Source organism: Saccharopolyspora terrae, from assembly GCF_004348435.1.
GTDB classification, from domain to species: Bacteria; Actinomycetota; Actinomycetes; order Mycobacteriales; family Pseudonocardiaceae; genus Saccharopolyspora; species Saccharopolyspora endophytica.
This window is the reverse complement of the sequence record NZ_SMKS01000015.1, coordinates 37,044-53,995: the sequence shown is the minus strand read 5'-3', so window position 1 is coordinate 53,995 and position 16,952 is coordinate 37,044. Positions and strand designations below refer to the sequence as shown.

Genomic DNA, 16,952 nt, shown 5'->3' with positions numbered 1-16,952 from the left:
TCTCATCTGGCGTGGCGCTCAAGGTTCGGTTGAAAGAACTCATGTACTCGGTCTACGAGCGACGGCTCAGCCGGAAGCTCGATGGCCTGCAGCATCCCAGGCACGTCGGCGTCATCCTGGACGGCAATCGCAGATGGGCCAAGGAAGCCGGTCTGGACGCGGCGCACGGCCACCGGGCGGGCGCGCGCAAGATCGCGGAGATGCTCGGTTGGTGCGAGGAGGCGCAGGTCGAGGTGGCCACCCTGTGGCTGCTGTCCACCGACAACCTCAACCGCAGCGAAGCCGAGCTCAACGCCCTGATGGAGATCATCGCCGGGGTGGTCGACGAGCTCACCGGTCCGGGCAAGTCGTGGCGGGTGCGGATCGTGGGTGCGCTGGACGTGCTGCCCACCGAGACCGCCGCCAGGCTGACCGCCGGTGCGCTGCGGACCGAGGGCCGGACGGGGATGCAGGTCAACGTCGCGGTCGGCTACGGCGGCAGGCGGGAGATCGCCGACGCGGTCCGCAAGCTGCTGCAGCAGCACGCCGAGGCCGGGACCACGATCGAGGAGCTCGCCGAGGTGCTCACGGTCGATCACATCGCCGAGCACCTCTACACCTCCGGCCAGCCGGACCCGGACCTGCTGATCCGCACCTCGGGTGAGCAGCGGTTGTCGGGCTTCATGCTCTGGCAGTCGGCGCACTCGGAGTTCTGGTTCACCGAGGCCTACTGGCCGGAGTTCCGCCGGGTCGACTTCCTGCGAGCGCTACGCGACTACGCGGTGCGCCACCGCCGCTTGGGCCGCTGACCTCGAACAGCGGAAGGGCCAGGTCGGTGACGACCTGGCCCTTCCGAATGCGATCAGCTCGCTCAGTCGGCGGACGGGTGGTCCATGATCGGCGCGTTGACGCACTCGCTGCTCTGCGGCGACAGGATCGGCACGACCGCGCCGAGCACGGCGACGTTGTTGCCGCAGGCCTGAATCGGCAGGACGCTGAGGTTGTTGTCGTTGAGGACGTTCACGCCGTCGTTGTCCGAGCTGTCGGCGTTGGCGACGGGGGCCAGGGCCAGCAGACCGGCGGCCGCACCGGCGACAATCACTGCCTTCTTCAGCACTTGGGTCACTCTCCTTTAGGAATTCCGCGGGATTCGGAGTTCACACCAACGGACTCGGTCCAAATCCCGGTTGGGAGATCGAGTGTGGTGTGTTCCGGTCGCAAACTACAGCGAACATGCCCGTTGCCCAAATTCCGTAACACCATTGTGTGAATTCGGATCCATGAATCGCTGGTAGACGCGGAATGCGCGCGCGGACGAAAAAGGAGCGCCGGTTCGTTCCGGCGCCCCTTCCTCGTCGGCGAAGGCGTCAGCCCGCGCTCGGGTGGTCCAGGATCGGGGCGTTGACGCACTGGGTGTGGTTCGGCGAGGCGATCGGGATGACGGCGCCCACGACGGCAACGTTGTTGCCGCACAGCTGAACCGGCAGAACGCTGACGTTGTTGTCGTTGAGGACGTTCACGCCGTCGTTGTCCGAGCTGTCGGCGTTGGCGACGGGGGCCAGGGCCAGCAGGCCGGCGACGGCACCGGCGACAATCACTGCTTTCTTCAGCACAGCTTTGCTCCTTGATGAGATGAGTTGAGCAAGTGCGTGCTTCTGCCCGGAAAGAGTGAATTCCGGAGCGAGTGAAGCACCTGGCTTGAAACGTAACCAGGGGTTGTGGATCGCGACACTCGAATACCACCATTGTGTGTACTATCGCCGCCAGCACTCAGGTACTCGCGAGTATTCGCCGAAAAGCCCCAGCACTTTGCGGGCCGATGAATTCGGTGAAATCGGGCTCGCGTCCGGCCGCGTACCGTCCAGACGTGGACTCAGCGCAGTTGGTGTCCGACTACGTCCGGCTCGGGCTGCGGTTCGACCGGCTCGAACCCGGCCTGGTCGACTCCTACGCGGGAGACCCGGGTCTGCGGCTCCGGGTGCGCCACGAGCCGCGCCCCGACCCGCTGCGGCTCGTCGCTCGGGCCCGCGAGCTGCGCGACGAGCTGGGCGGTTGCGGGCTGGCCGAACCCCGCCGGCGGTTTCTCGACGCCCAGCTCACCGCGTTGGAGGCGATCGGTCTCCGGATCGCCGGTCGGGAGATGTCGTTCACCGCGGAAGTGCGGGCGTGCTTCCAGGTCAGCCCGGAGCTCGGTGATCCCGACGAGTACCGGGAGGCCCACCGCGAACTCGACGCGCTGCTGCCGGGGACGGGGGCGCTGGCCGACCGGCTCGCCGCCATCCGGCGCCGCGACCGGCTGCCGCCCGAGCGCCTGGAGGTCTGCCTGGAAGCGGTGTCCGGTGCGCTGCGATCGCGGGTGCGGGCTCGCTTCGGACTGCCGGTGCAGGAGCGGGTCCGGTACCGGATCGTCAGCGATAGGCCGTGGAGCGGGTTCAACGAGTACCTCGGCGGATTCCGGTCGCGGGTGTCGGTCAACGCCGACGTCGATCACCGCGCGTCGACCCTGCCGCAGCTGATCGCCCACGAGTCCTACCCGGGCCACCACACCGAGCACTGCCGCAAGGCCGCCGGGATCGCGCGCACCCAGCCGGAGCAGGCGATCTTCCTGGTCAACACCCCGCAGTGCGTGCTCGCCGAAGGTCTCGCCGACCTCGGCCTGCACGCGGCGGTGGGGGAGGGATGGGGCTCGTGGGCGGCGGAGGTCTTCGCCGACCTGGGCATCGCGGTGGACGGCGAGCTCGCCGAGCGGCTGGAGGCGGTGCTGGTGCGGCTGCTGCCGGTGCGCCAGGACGCGATGCTGATGCTGCACTCGCGGGCGAGGTCGGAGCAGGACGCCGTCGATCACCTGCGCCGCTGGCTGCTGATGCCGGAAGGTCGCGCGCGGCACCTGGTGGACTTCATGCGCGATCCGCTGTGGCGGGCCTACACGACGACCTATGTCGAGGGGTTCCGCCTGCTGCGGCGGTGGCTGTCGGACGACCCGGACCGCACATCGAGCGCCGATCGTTACCGACGATTGCTTGACGAGGCGCTTGTACCAGAGGTCCTCCGCGCTGAGATCGCGGCACGCTCGCGGTCCTGAATTTCACCCGAAAAGAGCAGCAGGGCTCACCGGGAGTGTTGAATTGAGTTCGTTCTCGTCGTGCTCCGGCGACGCGTCCTGACCTGCTGACGAATCTTCTGGAAACCTTTTATTTACCTTGTGACCTGCGATAACAGGCTAGTAGCGCGCGGTGAGCGCGGGAATGGTTCGAATCACCTAAGTGGCTGTCTGCCGAAGAGCGATCTCGAAGGTAGCGTTCGCTGGTGACGGGCCGTTCTTCTCTTGCACGTCCGAACGCGGCCCGTCCGGGAGGCCCTGATCGTGGCTGTTGGCTGGAGCGGACGTTCACACGTCCACCTTGGTCGCGGAGGGGGTCGGTGCCCGGCCCTCGCGTGGCGTCGGTGGACCGGACGGTCCAGTCCGAGCACGACGGGGTCAGGCCCGGCCCACCGACGAGCGGGCGTGTTCGGCACGTCCGCGAGGGAGTAGCCGTGACCGCACGACGTTCCCAGCCTCAGGCGCACGAAGCCGTCCGCAGCGACGCGCCCGCGCACACCGCACCTGGCGGTGACTCCGAGGTCCGCACCTACGTCCTGGACACTTCGGTCCTGCTGTCCGACCCGTGGGCGATGGCCCGGTTCGCCGAGCACGACGTGGTGCTCCCGGTGGTGGTCATCTCCGAGCTGGAGGGGAAACGCCACCACCCCGAACTCGGCTGGTTCGCCCGCGAGGCGCTGCGCGTGCTCGACGATCTCCGGATCAAGCACGGCAGACTGGACCACCCGGTGCTGGTCAACCCTGAGGGCGGCAACGTCCACGTGGAGTTGAACCACTCCGACCCGTCGGTGCTCCCGCCGGGATTCCGCACGGACTCCAACGACTCCCGCATCCTGGCCTGCTCGCTCAACCTCGCCGCCGAAGGCCGTGAGGTCGTGCTGGTCACCAAGGACATGCCACTGCGGGTCAAGGCCGCGTCGGTGAACCTGGCCGCCGAGGAGTACCGCGCGCAGGACGTGGTGTCGTCGGGCTGGAGCGGCATGGCGGACATCGACGTCGGCTCGGACTCGGTGGACTCGCTGTTCAAGGACGGTGTCGCCGACCTCGAGGAGGCGCGGGACCTGCCGCCGAACACCGGTGTGCGGATGCTCGCCGGGCAGCAGAGCGCGCTCGGCCGCATCACCGCGGACAAGCAGGTCCGGCTGGTGCGCGGCGACCGGGAGGTCTTCGGGCTGCACGGTCGTTCGGCGGAGCAGCGGATCGCGCTGGAGCTGCTGATGGATCCCGAGGTCGGGATCATCTCGCTCGGCGGCCGGGCCGGTACGGGCAAGTCGGCGCTGGCGCTGTGCGCGGGCCTGGAATCGGTCCTGGAACGCCAGCAGCACCGCAAGGTCGTGGTGTTCCGGCCGGTCTACGCCGTCGGTGGGCAGGAGCTCGGTTACCTGCCGGGCTCCGAGGGCGAGAAGATGGCGCCCTGGGCGCAGGCCGTCTTCGACACGCTCGGCGCTCACGCCAGCGAGAACGTGCTGGAAGAGATCATGGACCGCGGCATGCTCGAAGTGCTGCCGCTGACCCACATCCGCGGCCGTTCGCTGCACGACGCCTTCGTCATCGTCGACGAGGCCCAGTCGTTGGAGCGCAACGTGCTGCTGACGGTCCTGTCGCGGCTCGGCGCGAACTCGCGGGTGGTGCTCACCCACGACGTCGCGCAGCGGGACAACCTTCGGGTGGGCCGCCACGACGGCATCGCGGCGGTCATCGAGAAGCTCAAGGGCCACCCGCTGTTCGCCCACGTGACCCTGACCCGATCGGAGCGGAGCCCGATCGCGGCCCTGGTCACCGAGCTGCTGGAAGGGGACCACACGCCCTGACGCGCGGGGACCGGGGACGGCACCTGCACCGGAGGTGCCGTCCCCGCCTCCTCCGGATTCGAATTTCGCGCGAAATTCGTACACCACCCTCCTGAGGAGGCAAAGGAGACCTCAGCTTCCTCGGGTTGCTGGGCTCTGGCCGCAGGTGGGGGTGAATTTCGCGCAACATTGACTTCAGTCACGACTGAAGTCAATGTTGCGCGAGTTCGTCACCAGCCGGACGGCAGCGGTCGGCCTTCGGCGAAGCCGGCGGCCGACTGGATGCCGACCAGGGCGCGCTCGTGGAACTCCTCCAGGGTGTGCGCGCCCGCGTAGGTGCAGGACGAGCGGACGCCCGAGGTGATCTGGTCCAGGAGGTCCTCCACACCCGGGTTCTGCGGGTCGATGCGCATCCGGGAACTGGAGATGCCCTCCTCGAACAGGCCCTTGCGTGCCTGGTCGTAGGCGCTGTCGGTGCGGGTCCGGGCCGACACGGCGCGCTTGGAGGCCATGCCGAAGGACTCCTTGTACGCCCGGCCGTGCTCGTCGCGCTGCAGGTCACCGGGGGACTCGTAGGTCCCGGCGAACCACGATCCGACCATCACCGACGAGGCCCCGGCGGCCAGCGCCAGCGCCACGTCGCGCGGGTGGCGGACGCCGCCGTCGGCCCACACGTGCTTGCCGAGCCTGCGGGCTTCCGCGGCGCACTCGGCGACGGCGGAGAACTGCGGGCGGCCGACACCGGTCATCATCCGCGTGGTGCACATCGCGCCCGGCCCGACGCCGACCTTGATGACGTCGGCACCGGCCTCGACCAGGTCGCGCACGCCCTCGGCGGTGACGACGTTGCCGGCGACGATCGGGACGGTCGGGCTCGCGGAGCGGACGGCCTCGAGCGCGGCGATCATCTTCTCCTGGTGACCGTGCGCGGTGTCCACGACCAGCGTGTCCACCCCGGCCGCCAGCAGCGCCGACGCCTTGGCGGCGACGTCGCCGTTCACGCCGATCGCGGCGGCCACGCGCAAGCGGCCTTCTGCGTCGAGAGCGGGGGTGTAGATCGCGGCGCGCAGGGCGCCCTTCTTGGTCATGATCCCGGCGAGCCGACCTTCGGCGTCGACCGCGATCGCGACGTTGCGGCCCTGCTTGTGCAGCTGCTCGAAGACCTCGCGCGAGTCCGTCTCCAGCGGCAGCACCACGGGGTGGGCGTCGGCGACCTCGCCGACCCGCGCGAAGCGGTCCACGCCGGTGCAGGCGGCCTCGTCGACGACGCCGAGCGGCTTGTCCTCGTCGTCGACCACCACCAGGGCGCCGTGGGCGCGCTTGGGCAGCAGGTTCAGGGCGTCGGCGACCGCGTCGTCGGTGTGCAACGCCAGCGGCGTGTCCCACAGCGGGTGCCGGGTCTTGACCCAGGACACGATCTCGGAGACGGCGCTCGGGTCGACGTCCTGCGGGAGGATCACCAGGCCACCGCGTCGCGCGACGGTCTCGGCCATGCGCCTGCCGGCCACGGCGGTCATGTTCGCGACCACGATCGGCAACGTCGCGCCGGTGCCGTCACAGGTCGCCAGGTCGACGTCGAAGCGCGACTCGACTCCGGAGCGCCGGGGCGCCAGGAAGACGTCGTCGTAGGTCAGGTCGGTGGAGGGCTGTTGCCCGTTCAAGAACTGCACGTCTCACCACGATACGTGCCCCGAGCAGCCGCCGGGCGGTGCGGCGGTCCTCAGGCGTCCTCTTCGGTGAGGGGTTCGACGGACCTGTAGGCGTCGTAGTTGCGGAAGAAGCGGCTGTAGAGCTCGGAGCCGTCGTCGAAGGTGGCGTCTTCGAGGGGCTTGACCTCGACGATCTGCTTGAGCTTCCAGGTGACCGTTTCGTGGTTCTCGTTCTGGTAGCTGGTCTCCTGCTGCTTGCCGATCTCCTTGGCCTTCTCGGCGGCCTCGTCCTCGGACTCGGCGGTGAGCAGGACGAACGACTCCTCGTAGAGGGGCTCGTGGTCGGTCGCCTCGCTGGTGGCCTCCAGCAGGAGCACGGCGACGTAGTGGTCGAGCTCGACCGATGACGCGCGCTGCTGGAAGTCGCGCGGGTCGATGGTTCCCGGTCCGATGTCGATCGAACCGACGGCGTCGAAGTCCTCGCTGCTCATGCCACCAGGATCTCACCCGCCGCGGAGCATCCCGCGAACCGCCTCGATGGTGTCCGCCTCGGCCGCGTCCTTGTCCGGCCGGTAGCGCAGCACGCGGGCGAAGCGCAGCGCGACTCCACCGGGGTACCGGCTGCTGGTCTGCACCCCGTCGAGCTCGATCTCCACCACCAGCTCCGGGACGACGCGCACCACCCAGTCGTCGCCCCCGGTGGCCCGCCGCTGGAACTCGGCGGTCTGCCAGTCCAGCAGCTCGTCGGTGAGGCCCTTGAAGGTCTTGCCGACCATGATCGGCGGGCCGCCGTCGGGGTCGCGGGCACCCAGGTGCAGGTTGGACAGGTAGCCGCGGCGGCGGCCGTGGCCCCACTCCGCGGCCAGCACGACCAGGTCGAGGGTGTGCTCGGGCTTGACCTTGCGCCACGCCTTGCCGCGCCGGCCCGCCGCGTACGGCGAGTCGAGGTCCTTGACCACCACGCCCTCGTGGCCGTGCGCCAGCGCGTCGTCGAACAGCGCGGCGGCGTCCTCCGGGGTGGGGGACAGCACGCCCGGGATCCGGTGGTCGCCTGCGACCTGCTCCAACGCCTTCAGCCGGTCGGCCAGCGGCCGGTCGACCAGGTCGGTCCCGTCCAGGTGCAGGCAGTCGAAGAAGTACGGGTGCAGCAGCTCGTCCCGCTGCTCCTGGGCGCCGAAGCGGGCCATCGTCTCCTGGAACGGGCGGGGACGTCCGGCGTCGTCGAGGGCCAGCGTCTCGCCGTCGAGCACCACCGAGCGGCAGTCCAGGCCCCGCACCAGCTCCACCAGCTCGGCGACGTTGCGGGTGATCTCGCGCAGCGTGCGGGTGTAGACGTGCACCTCGTCGCCGTCGCGGTGCACCTGGATGCGGGCGCCGTCGAGCTTGTGCTCGACGCTGCACCCGCCGAGCTCGGCCAGCGCCGCGTCGAGGGTTTCCGCTGGTGAGGCCAGCATCGGGCGGATCGGCCGACCCAGCTCCAGGTGGAACTCGGCGAGCGCGGGCTCGCCGCCGCTCAACGCCGCCTCGGCGGTCGCGGGGAGCCTGCCGGAGAGCATGAACGCGCGCCGCACCGTCTCGGTGCGCACCTCGGCCGCCGCGGCGATGGCCTCGACCATCACGCCTTCCAGCGCGCCCTGCCGGAGCTCGCCGCCCAGCAGGCGCAGCAGGAACGACTGCTCCGCCTCGGTGGCCCGCCCGAGCAGCGCGCTCAGCGCGTCGGTCCGTCGTTGCCCGGACCCCGATCCGCTGATCGTGCGCACCTCACCGACCGCTGCTTCGACCTCGCCGATGGTCAGCCGGGGCTCGGTCGCGGGCGCGACCCGCAACGCGGACAGCGTCGACCAGCCGACCCCGGCCCGTCCGCCGGGGAGTTCGCCTGCCAGCAGCGCCGTGGCCGCGGTGACCTCCGCGGGCTCCAACCGCCGCAGCAGCGCGGCGATCGCCGACGTCTTCGCCTTGCGGGAGGACGTCGCCGCGACCTCGGCGGAGGCCGCGACGACGTCCGAGAGCAGCACCATGGCTCCATGGTGCGCAGACCCCCGACAATTCGCGGGAGTTCGGTCAGCCGCCGTTGGCCATGCGCAGGACGTCCAGGGCTTCGTCGAGCTGCTCGATCGTGAGCTTGCCGGACTCGACGTGACCCCGTTCCAGGACGACCTCGCGGATGGGCTTGCGCTCCTTGAGCGCCTGCTTGGCGACCGCGGCGGCCTCCTCGTAGCCGATGTAGCGGTTGAGGGGGGTGACGATCGACGGCGAGCCCTCGGCGTAGGCGCGGGCCTGCTCGGTGTTGACCTGCACGTCGGCGAAGACCTTGTCGGCCAGCTGACGCGACACCGCCGCCAGCAGCCGCGACGACTCCAGCACGTTGCGGGCGATGACCGGCAGCATCACGTTGAGCTGGAAGTTGCCCTGCGACCCGGCGAAGGCCACGGCCGCGTCGTTGCCGATGACCTGGGCGACGACCTGCAGCGTCGCCTCCGGGATCACCGGGTTGACCTTGCCCGGCATGATCGACGAACCCGGCTGCAGGTCCGGCAGGGCCAGCTCGCCGAGGCCGGTGCGCGGGCCGGAACCCAGCCAGCGCAGGTCGTTGGCGATCTTGGTGAGGCTGACCGCCACGGTGCGCAGGTGACCGGAGGTCTCCACCACGGAGTCCTGCGCGGCCTGCGCCTCGAAGTGGTCGCGGGCCTCGGTCAGCGGCAGACCGGTCACCCGGGCCAGCTCCTCGGCGACGGCCTGGCCGAAGCCCTCCGGCGCGTTGAGCCCGGAGCCCACGGCGGTGCCGCCGATGGGCAGCTCGCCCAGCCGGGGCAGACCGGTCCGCAGCCGCTCGACGCCGTAGCGGGCCTGCGACGCCCACGCGCCCGCCTCCTGGGCGAGGGTGATCGGCACGGCGTCCATCAGGTGCGTGCGGCCGGACTTGACGACCTCGGTCCAGCCCTTCGCCCGGTCCTCGATGGTGGTCGCGAGGTGCTCCAGGGCCGGGATGACGTCGGTGATCACGGCCTCGGTGGCGGCCACGTGGATCGTCGTCGGGAACGTGTCGTTGGACGACTGCGAGGCGTTGACGTGGTCGTTCGGGTGCACGTCGCGGCCGAGAGCGCGGGTGGCCAGGGTCGCGATGACCTCGTTGGCGTTCATGTTCGACGACGTGCCGGAGCCGGTCTGGAAGACGTCGATCGGGAAGTGCTCGTCGTGCGCGCCCTCGGCGACCTCGTCGGCGGCGCGGGCGATGGCCTCGGCGACGTCGGCGTCGAGCACCCCCAACCGGCCGTTGACCCGGGCGGTGGCGGCTTTGAGCAGGCCGAGCGCGCGGATCTGCGCGCGCTCCAGGCCGCGGCCGGAGATCGGGAAGTTCTCCACGGCCCGCTGCGTCTGCGCCCGGTAGAGGGCGTCGGCGGGCACCCGAACCTCGCCCATCGTGTCGTGTTCGATGCGGTACTGGGATTCAGCCATGTTCGAAGTGTCCCGCCGCTCAACCGGCCGGGTCAGCGTGGCGCGCCCCACCGGCCGGGCGTTCACCCAGGAAACGACCGTTCTGGAACGATCTAGGTGGCTGATCTGACAAAGCCCGCTCCCGGAGAGCGGGAGCGGGCTTCGCCGAGAAGGATCAGCCGATGGTGGAGGAGATCCAGTCCTTGTAGGCGGTGGCGTCGGTGTAGACCGAAGGAGCCGTGCCGCAGACCGGGACCGGGCTGCCGAGGCGGCTGGTCACGCCGGTGAGCTTCCAGTCGCCCGGGGTGCCCTCCAGCTGCGGGCCGCCGGAGTCGCCGAAGCAGGCGTTGGCCAGCAGCTCCTTGCTGGAGGTGCAGATCTCGGTGGGGCCGTCGATGGAGCTCAGCGTGCACCCCGCGTCAGGGGCGACCTGGGTCTCCAGCTCCTGCAGCTGCTCCGGCGGTTCGCCGCAGCCGCGCACCGGGCAGGTCACGCCCCAGCCGATGATCCGCGACGGCGTGCCGTCGGCGCCGGAGGCGTCGGCGATGTCGATCGGCGTCTCGGAGACCGCCTGGTCGAGCTTGAGCAGCGCGATGTCGCCGTTGGGGGTGTTGGTCTCGTAGTCCGGGTGCACGACGACCTCGGAAACACCGGCTTCGGTGCCGCCGCTGCTCCAGGTCGGGCTGCCGATGCGCAGGCCGAGGTCGGCCGGTGCCGCGTCGACGACGCAGTGCGCCGCGGTGAGCACCCACTGCTCGTCGATCAGCGAGGCGCCGCAGCTGTGCGCCCCCGATCGTTGCAGCGAGGCCATCCATTCGTAGGACTCGGTGGCGTCGTGGCCGCCGACGATCAGCGGACCCGGGTTGTCGATGGCCTGCGCCGCCGGCGCGAAGCCGGCGCTGAGCGCGAGCGCTGCGATGCCGCTGAGCAGCGCGGATGATTTATTCACAGAGATTCCCCTCCCCGACGTGATCCCCTTCCCCCGGAAGTTAGGGGTGGGGCGCGGGACCAGGTACCGCTGCACGCCGCAGCGAACTGCGCTGATCGGCCCAGCGTCGGAGAAGGGCGGACACAGCGGCCGGAGCCGACTAGCCTGAGATCCGTATCACAGGGCCTGCGACGGGATGCCGAGATGGCGCACGAGGTCGATCTGCTTGTGGTGGGAGCCGGTCCGACGGGGCTGTTCGCCGCTTATTACGCCGGGTTTCGCGGGATGTCGGTGGCGCTGGTGGACGCGCTGCCGGAGCCCGGTGGCCAGGTGACCGCGATGTACCCGGAGAAGATGATCTTCGATGTGGCGGGTTTCCCGGAGATCCGGGGACGCGACCTGATCGCCGCGCTGGTCGAGCAGGCCGAGCAGTACGGCCCGCGCTACCTGCTCGGGCGCCCTGCCGTCTCGCTGTCCGATGTGGACGGCGGCTTGCTGGTCGACGTCGGCGAGGGCGAGCAGGTCCGGGCCGGGGCGGTGCTGGTCACCGCCGGAATCGGCGAGTTCACCCCGAGACCGCTTCCCGCAGGTGGGGAGTGGGTCGGCAAGGGCGTCGTGCACTTCATCCCCGAGCTGTCCGCGCACGCCGGCCACGACGTGGTCGTCGTCGGCGGCGGCGACTCGGCGTTCGACTGGGCGCTGGCGCTGCAACCGGTGGCCCGCAGTGTGACCCTGGTGCACCGGCGCACCCGCTTCCGCGCGCACGAAGGCCTGGTCACCAAGGTCGAGCAGCTCGGCATCCCGCTGATCGTCCCGGCCGAGGTCGCCGAAATCCGCGGCGACTCGGGCGGACTCATCGAGGTGGCCATCGACGTCGACGGGCAACGACGCGTCCTGCCCGCCCAAACGGTCGTCGCCGCACTGGGTTTCACCGCCGATCTCGGCCCGATCGAATCCTGGGGCCTGGACCTGGAGAAGCGCTCGATCCTGGTCGACACGACGATGCGCACCAGCCGCGCCCGCGTCTACGCCGCAGGTGACGTCGCCTCCTACCCGGGGAAGGTCAAGCTCATCGCCACCGGCTTCGGCGAAGCCGCCACGGCCGTCAACAACATCGCCGTCGAGCTCAACCCGGAAGCCCACCTGTTCCCGGGCCACTCCTCGAACCTGTCCTGAAAGCCCCCCGAACGTGGAAACGGCACCCGGGAACGACGTCCCGGGTGCCGCGTCAGGGGTGCTGAACGGGTCAGCTGCCGGTGTTCTGGTTGATCCAGTCGGCGAAGGCGGTCACGTCGGTGTAGATCGACGGGCCGGTGGCGCAGGTGGAGTCGCCGTTGCCGGAGCGGCTCGTGGCGCCGATCAGCTCCCAACTGCCCTGGGCGCCCTTGATCTGCGGGCCGCCCGAGTCGCCGTAGCAGGCACCGGAGTTGCCGCCCGGGTTGTCGGTGCAGATCTCGCCCGCCGCGTCGATGCCGGTGCAGCCGGCGTCGTCGACGATGCTCGTGTCCAGCTCCTGCAGGTTCGTCGGAACCTCGCCGCAGCCGGTCTCCGGGCAGGTCTGGCCCCAGCCGATGATGCGGCTCGGGGTTCCGGCCTCACCGGACTCGGCGGCGATCGAGATCGGCGCGGCGGACAGCTGCTTGTCCAGCTGCAGCACCGCGAGGTCGGCGCTGTCGTGCACCTGGGTCTTGGTCACGGCGGCTTCCTCGCCACCCGTGGTGTTGTCGTTGCTGCCCACGCGGACCGTGAAGTCACCGCCGCTCTGAACGCAGTGCGCGGCGGTCACCACCCAGTCCGGCTTGATCAGTGCGCCGCCGCAGATGTGGCTGCCCTGCTGCTGCAGCGAAACCATGAACGAGTAGGTCTCGGTCGCGTCGTGACCACCGATGATCATCGGGTCGACGTCGTCACCGGCGGCGACGGCGGGCATGCTCAGCGCGCCCACTGCGCTGACCGCGGCGACCGCGGAGATGAGAACCGAACGAATGCGCATGTGTGTCGAATCCTCCGGGTACCCCGGCTCCGAAGGCCGGCTGGCCGCTGACGCTAACGGCGCCCCCGACCACGGCGTACCGACGAAGGTCGTAGGAGGCGAACCGGAAAGGCGGTGGCCCGCGGACAACCCGCAGGCCACCACCTTGATCAAGATCGGTCGAGCCGGTTTTTCCCGGTTTCCCGATAAGGGCGACTACTCGCCGCTCTCGCCCAGGTCCACGTCGGCGTACTCGCGCAGCTTGGTGAGCTTGTGCGAGGCGTCGACCACGCGCGTCGTCCCGGACTTCGACCGCATCACGATCGACTGCGTGGTGCACCGGTCGGCGCGGTAGTGGACACCGCGCAGCAGCGCGCCGTCGGTGATGCCGGTCGCCACGAAGAACATGTTGTCGCCGCGCACCAGGTCCGAAGTGGTCAGCACCTGGTTCGGGTCGTGCCCGGCCTCGCGCAGCTTCGCCCGCTCCTCGTCGTCGCGCGGCCACAACCGGCCCTGGATCTCACCGTCGAGGCACTTCAGCGCGCACGCGGTGATGATGCCCTCCGGGGTGCCGCCGATGCCCAGCAGCATGTCGACGCCGCTGTTCGGGCGGGCTGCCGCGATCGCGCCAGCCACGTCGCCGTCGGAGATGAACTGCACGCGGGCACCGGCCTCGCGGACCTCCTTGACCAGCTGCTCGTGCCGCGGCCGGTCCAGCACGCACACCGTCACGTCGGAGACGTCGACGTGCTTGGCCTTGGCGACCCGGCGGACGTTCTCCGCGATCGGGGCGCTGATGTCGATGACACCCGCTGCCTCCGGACCGACCGCCATCTTCTCCATGTAGAACACCGCGGACGGGTCGAACATGGTGCCGCGCTCGGACACCGCCAGCACCGCCAGCGCGTTCGGCATGCCCTTGCTGAGCAGCGTCGTGCCGTCGATGGGGTCCACGGCGACGTCGACCTCCGGGCCCTCCCCGTTGCCGACCTCCTCGCCGTTGTAGAGCATCGGCGCTTCGTCCTTCTCGCCCTCGCCGATGACCACCGTGCCGCGCATCGACACGGTGCCGATGAGCTTGCGCATGGCGTCCACGGCGGCTCCGTCACCCGCGTTCTTGTCGCCGCGGCCGACCCAGCGACCACCGGCCATCGCGGCGGCTTCGGTCACGCGGACGAGTTCCATCGCCAAGTTGCGATCGGGTGCTTCCGGGTGTCGTTGCGTCATCGCGCCCTCCGGAGTTGTGAGGCATCGTCGGTACCGCCCGAGTCCGGCGGGAAATGCCCCGCGCTCAGGCTTGTTGGCTGCGATCTTCCCAGATCATCGGGGTTCGGGGATCATTCGCGTGGGGCAGCCCACTCCCCCTGCCCCTGCCCGCTGAGCTGCGGTGCTGCCGGTGAGAGCATGGGTGTCGTGGCTGAACCCCGCAACCAGCGACCGGCTCCGTCCCGCCCGCCGCGGACCATGTCGGCGATGCTCTTCGCCATCCTGCCGTTGGTGCTGGTCTCGTTCGGCATCGCAGGCCTGTTCACGCAGTGCTCGTTCACTCCCACCGGCCCCACGGTCGACAACGGATCGGTGCCCACGGTGAACGTTCAGGCCGAGCTGCACGACGCCGCCGCCGGAGTGGACTTCCCGGTGGTCGATCCGAAGCTGCCCGCCAGCTGGCGGGCCAACTCCAGCACCAGCACCACGCTGCCCTCGCACACCGAGGTCGTCCGGGTCGGCTGGCTGACCGGCGAGGCGCAGTACCTGCGGCTGGCCCAGTCCAACGCCGCCGAGGAGGAACTGGTCGCCGGCGAGACGCGGCAGGCCCCGCAGGCGCTCGGCACCGTCGAGGCCGGTGGCCGCCAGTGGGTCCGCTACCAGGGCGTTCGCGATGAGCAGGCGTGGGTGTCCGAGCGCGACGGCGTCCGCCTGCTGATCACCGGCAACGCCGGCGAAGCGGAGTTCCGCACCCTCGCCGAAGCCGCCCTCACGGCCCCGCCGGTCGGCTGAACCCGCCGTCGCGAGTCACACCGCCGGGTGAGGAATTCGAATTTCGCGCGAAATTCGAGCCCGAACTTCGCGACTCGAATTTCGCGCGAAATTCGACGAGGGCTGGTGACGGTGGCTCAGGAGTCCTCTTCGACCGCGGCGAGAGCGCGTTCGACTCGCTCGCGGGCACCGGCCAGGTGGCGTTCGCAGACCGTCGCCAGCGCTTCGCCCTTCTCCCAGAGGGCCAGCGAGTCCTCCAGGGACAACCCGCCGGCCTCCAGCTGCTTGACGACCTCGGCCAGCTGATCGCGGGCGTCCTCGTAGCCGAGCTCGGCGACCTCCGGGTGCTCGGCGACCGGGTCGAAGTGCTCGTCCTGCTGGTTCTCGGTCACGGGGTGGGGCTCTCCACATTCGCTCGCACGGACACCACCGCGGTGGCGATCGCCTGGTCGTAGCCGACGAAGGCCTCGGCGAACTCAGCGCCGTCGCCTTCGCGCACCGCGTCGTTGATGCGCAGCTGGGCCTCCGCGACCCTACGTCGGTGGGCCGACGCCGCCCACCAGGTGGGTCCCACATACCCCGAGGTCGCGTCGATCAAGGCCCGCAGCCTGCCGGGCAGGTCCTTGCGCTCGGCCGAATCGCACCCGCCCAGGAGCGCGGCCCACGTCCCCTCCGCCGTGACCTCGGCGGCCTCGGCGCAGCGCCGGACCTCGCCCGCCCGCTCCGCGGTGCGCGCCGCGCCCACGGTGAGGGGGAGGAACGAGGGCTCCTGCTTCGGGTGCACGTTGACGTCCTTGATCAGTCCGGTACGACGGCGTGGACCGCGCCGTCGGCGACCCGCACCCGCAGCCGAGTGCCCGGAGGCGCGTCATCGACGGTGCGCAGCACCCCGTCGACCTCGTCGGTCTCCTCGATGCGCTGCACGATCGCGTATCCACGAGCCAGAGTGGCCGCAGGGCCGAGGGTCGTCAAGCGTGATCGAGTAGCGCTCAACGCGTGACCCTCCGTGGTGAGCACCGTGCTCATCGCCCGCCTGGAGCGTTCGCGCAGCATCGCGACCTGCTCGGAGCGCTGCTGCAGCGGGCGGTGCGGATCGGCCAGCGCGGGCCGGCTGCGCAGCTGGTCGAGCAGCCTGCGCTCACGATCCACCCATCCGTGCAGAGCCCGCCGAGCCCGGTCGCGCAACTGCCGGATGCGCTGGCCCTCCTCGGCCACGTCGGGCACCACGCGCTTGCCCGCACCCGTCGGTGTGGAACAGCGCACATCGGCCACGTGGTCGAGCAGCGGCGAGTCCGGTTCGTGCCCGATCGCGCTGATCACCGGGGTCTTGCAGGCCGACACCGCCCGGCACAGCGCCTCGTCGGAGAACGGGAGCAGGTCCTCGACGCTGCCGCCGCCGCGCGCCAGCACGATCACGTCGACCTCGGGCATCCGGTCGAGCGCCTCCAGCGCGGGCAGGATCTGCGGCACCGCGCTCGTGCCCTGCACGGCGACGTTGCGGATCTCGAACTGCACGGCCGGCCAGCGCAGCTGCGCGTTGGTCAGCACGTCGTGCTCGGCGGCCGAGGCGCGGCCGGTGATCAGGCCGACCCGGTTGGGCAGGAACGGCAACGGCCGCTTGCGCGCCGGGTCGAACAGACCTTCGGCCTTGAGCAGCTGGCGGAGCCGTTCGATGCGGGCCAGCAGCTCACCGATGCCGACGGCCCGGATCTCGTCGACCCGCAGGCTCAGCGTGCCGCGACCGACGAAGAACGTCGGCTTGCCGTGCACCACGACCCGGCTGCCATCGGTCAGCGGCGGGTCCATCTTGCGCAGCAGCGACGACGAGCAGGTCAGGGTCAGCGACACGTCCGCGGAGGGATCGCGGAGCGTCAGGAACGCCGTCTGCGCGCCGGACCGCATCGAGATCTGGGTGATCTGACCTTCGACCCAGATCTGCCCGAGCCGGTTGATCCAGTCGGCGATCTTGCGGGCCACCGTCCGCACCGGCCACGGTTCCTCAGCACTAGTAGGCGAACTCAGCGTTCCTCCTCTTTGATCGTTTCAAGGCTCATTCTGCTCGGCGGTGCAAGTAGCGGAACCTCAGCGGCCCTCTGGCTCCGGGATCCGCGACTTGAGTATG

17 protein-coding genes are annotated in these 16,952 nt (G+C 70.2%); 5 read left to right on the top strand and 12 right to left on the bottom strand.

Going from position 1 to position 16,952, the window contains the following annotated elements; genetic code table 11:
* Positions 1-11 precede the first annotated feature (11 nt).
* Positions 12-788 (top strand): isoprenyl transferase, encoded by a 777-nt coding sequence (locus tag E1181_RS11835; RefSeq protein WP_132674022.1) that lies wholly within the window; start codon positions 12-14, stop codon positions 786-788.
* A 62-nt stretch (positions 789-850) separates the two neighbouring features.
* On the opposite strand, the gene E1181_RS11830 is transcribed toward E1181_RS11835, so the two are convergent.
* Both E1181_RS11830 and E1181_RS11825 read right to left on the bottom strand, forming a co-directional pair.
* Positions 851-1,096 carry a hypothetical protein gene (locus E1181_RS11830; RefSeq protein WP_235876696.1) on the bottom strand — a complete coding sequence of 82 codons (246 nt, stop codon included), beginning with the start codon at positions 1,094-1,096 and terminating at the stop codon, positions 851-853.
* Between the two features lie 250 nt (positions 1,097-1,346).
* Positions 1,347-1,592 (bottom strand): hypothetical protein, encoded by a 246-nt coding sequence (locus tag E1181_RS11825; protein WP_207922112.1) that lies wholly within the window; start codon positions 1,590-1,592, stop codon positions 1,347-1,349.
* Between the two features lie 254 nt (positions 1,593-1,846).
* On the opposite strand from E1181_RS11825, the gene E1181_RS11820 reads away from it, so the two are divergent.
* Together E1181_RS11820 and E1181_RS11815 are read left to right on the top strand one after the other, a co-directional pair.
* A complete protein-coding gene (locus E1181_RS11820; protein ID WP_132674020.1) occupies positions 1,847-3,061 on the top strand; it encodes a DUF885 family protein in 1,215 nt (404 codons plus the stop codon).
* Positions 3,062-3,513: 452 nt separating this feature from the next.
* Entirely contained in the window at positions 3,514-4,890 is a 1,377-nt protein-coding gene (locus E1181_RS11815) for a PhoH family protein (RefSeq protein WP_132674018.1), read from the top strand.
* Positions 4,891-5,099: 209 nt separating this feature from the next.
* Here E1181_RS11815 and E1181_RS11810 read toward each other — a convergent pair whose 3' ends face one another.
* The 5 genes from E1181_RS11810 to E1181_RS11790 all read right to left on the bottom strand — a co-directional run bounded on the left by E1181_RS11810 (position 5,100) and on the right by E1181_RS11790 (position 10,902).
* Positions 5,100-6,539: a GuaB1 family IMP dehydrogenase-related protein gene (locus tag E1181_RS11810; RefSeq protein ID WP_132674016.1), complete on the bottom strand. Its 1,440-nt coding sequence runs from the start codon at positions 6,537-6,539 to the stop codon at positions 5,100-5,102.
* A 50-nt stretch (positions 6,540-6,589) separates the two neighbouring features.
* A complete protein-coding gene (locus tag E1181_RS11805) occupies positions 6,590-7,009 on the bottom strand; it encodes a DUF4288 domain-containing protein (RefSeq protein ID WP_132674015.1) in 420 nt (139 codons plus the stop codon).
* A gap of 12 nt (positions 7,010-7,021) precedes the next feature.
* Complete coding sequence (locus tag E1181_RS11800; RefSeq protein ID WP_132674014.1) at positions 7,022-8,536, bottom strand: ATP-dependent DNA ligase; 1,515 nt, start codon at positions 8,534-8,536, stop codon at positions 7,022-7,024.
* Between the two features lie 43 nt (positions 8,537-8,579).
* Complete coding sequence (locus E1181_RS11795) at positions 8,580-9,974, bottom strand: class II fumarate hydratase (RefSeq protein WP_132674013.1); 1,395 nt, start codon at positions 9,972-9,974, stop codon at positions 8,580-8,582.
* A 154-nt stretch (positions 9,975-10,128) separates the two neighbouring features.
* Positions 10,129-10,902, bottom strand: a complete 774-nt coding sequence (locus E1181_RS11790; RefSeq protein WP_132674012.1) for a S1 family peptidase — start codon at positions 10,900-10,902, stop codon at positions 10,129-10,131.
* A gap of 183 nt (positions 10,903-11,085) precedes the next feature.
* Between E1181_RS11790 and E1181_RS11785 the strand changes: the two genes are divergently transcribed.
* Positions 11,086-12,057 carry an NAD(P)/FAD-dependent oxidoreductase gene (locus tag E1181_RS11785; RefSeq protein WP_132674011.1) on the top strand — a complete coding sequence of 324 codons (972 nt, stop codon included), beginning with the start codon at positions 11,086-11,088 and terminating at the stop codon, positions 12,055-12,057.
* 70 nt (positions 12,058-12,127) lie between these two features.
* Here the strand turns inward: E1181_RS11785 and E1181_RS11780 are convergent, their stop codons facing one another.
* Both E1181_RS11780 and glpX read right to left on the bottom strand, forming a co-directional pair.
* Positions 12,128-12,874 (bottom strand): S1 family peptidase, encoded by a 747-nt coding sequence (locus tag E1181_RS11780; protein WP_132674010.1) that lies wholly within the window; start codon positions 12,872-12,874, stop codon positions 12,128-12,130.
* 195 nt (positions 12,875-13,069) lie between these two features.
* Positions 13,070-14,080 (bottom strand): class II fructose-bisphosphatase, encoded by a 1,011-nt coding sequence (gene glpX, locus E1181_RS11775; protein ID WP_132674009.1) that lies wholly within the window; start codon positions 14,078-14,080, stop codon positions 13,070-13,072.
* Between the two features lie 177 nt (positions 14,081-14,257).
* Here glpX and E1181_RS11770 point away from each other — a divergent pair, with 177 nt between their 5' ends.
* Positions 14,258-14,851, top strand: coding sequence for a DUF4245 domain-containing protein (locus E1181_RS11770; protein ID WP_132674008.1), 594 nt, complete (start codon positions 14,258-14,260; stop codon positions 14,849-14,851).
* Between the two features lie 116 nt (positions 14,852-14,967).
* Here E1181_RS11770 and E1181_RS11765 read toward each other — a convergent pair whose 3' ends face one another.
* The 3 genes from E1181_RS11765 to xseA are packed head-to-tail and all read right to left on the bottom strand — an operon-like array spanning position 14,968 to position 16,816.
* Positions 14,968-15,222 (bottom strand): exodeoxyribonuclease VII small subunit, encoded by a 255-nt coding sequence (locus tag E1181_RS11765; protein ID WP_132674007.1) that lies wholly within the window; start codon positions 15,220-15,222, stop codon positions 14,968-14,970.
* Entirely contained in the window at positions 15,219-15,614 is a 396-nt protein-coding gene (locus tag E1181_RS11760) for a hypothetical protein (protein ID WP_132674006.1), read from the bottom strand. Before E1181_RS11760 ends, E1181_RS11765 begins: the two co-directional genes overlap by 4 nt.
* Before the next feature lie 14 nt (positions 15,615-15,628).
* Positions 15,629-16,816, bottom strand: coding sequence for an exodeoxyribonuclease VII large subunit (xseA, locus tag E1181_RS11755; protein ID WP_408009669.1), 1,188 nt, complete (start codon positions 16,814-16,816; stop codon positions 15,629-15,631).
* Positions 16,817-16,952: the final 136 nt, after the last annotated feature.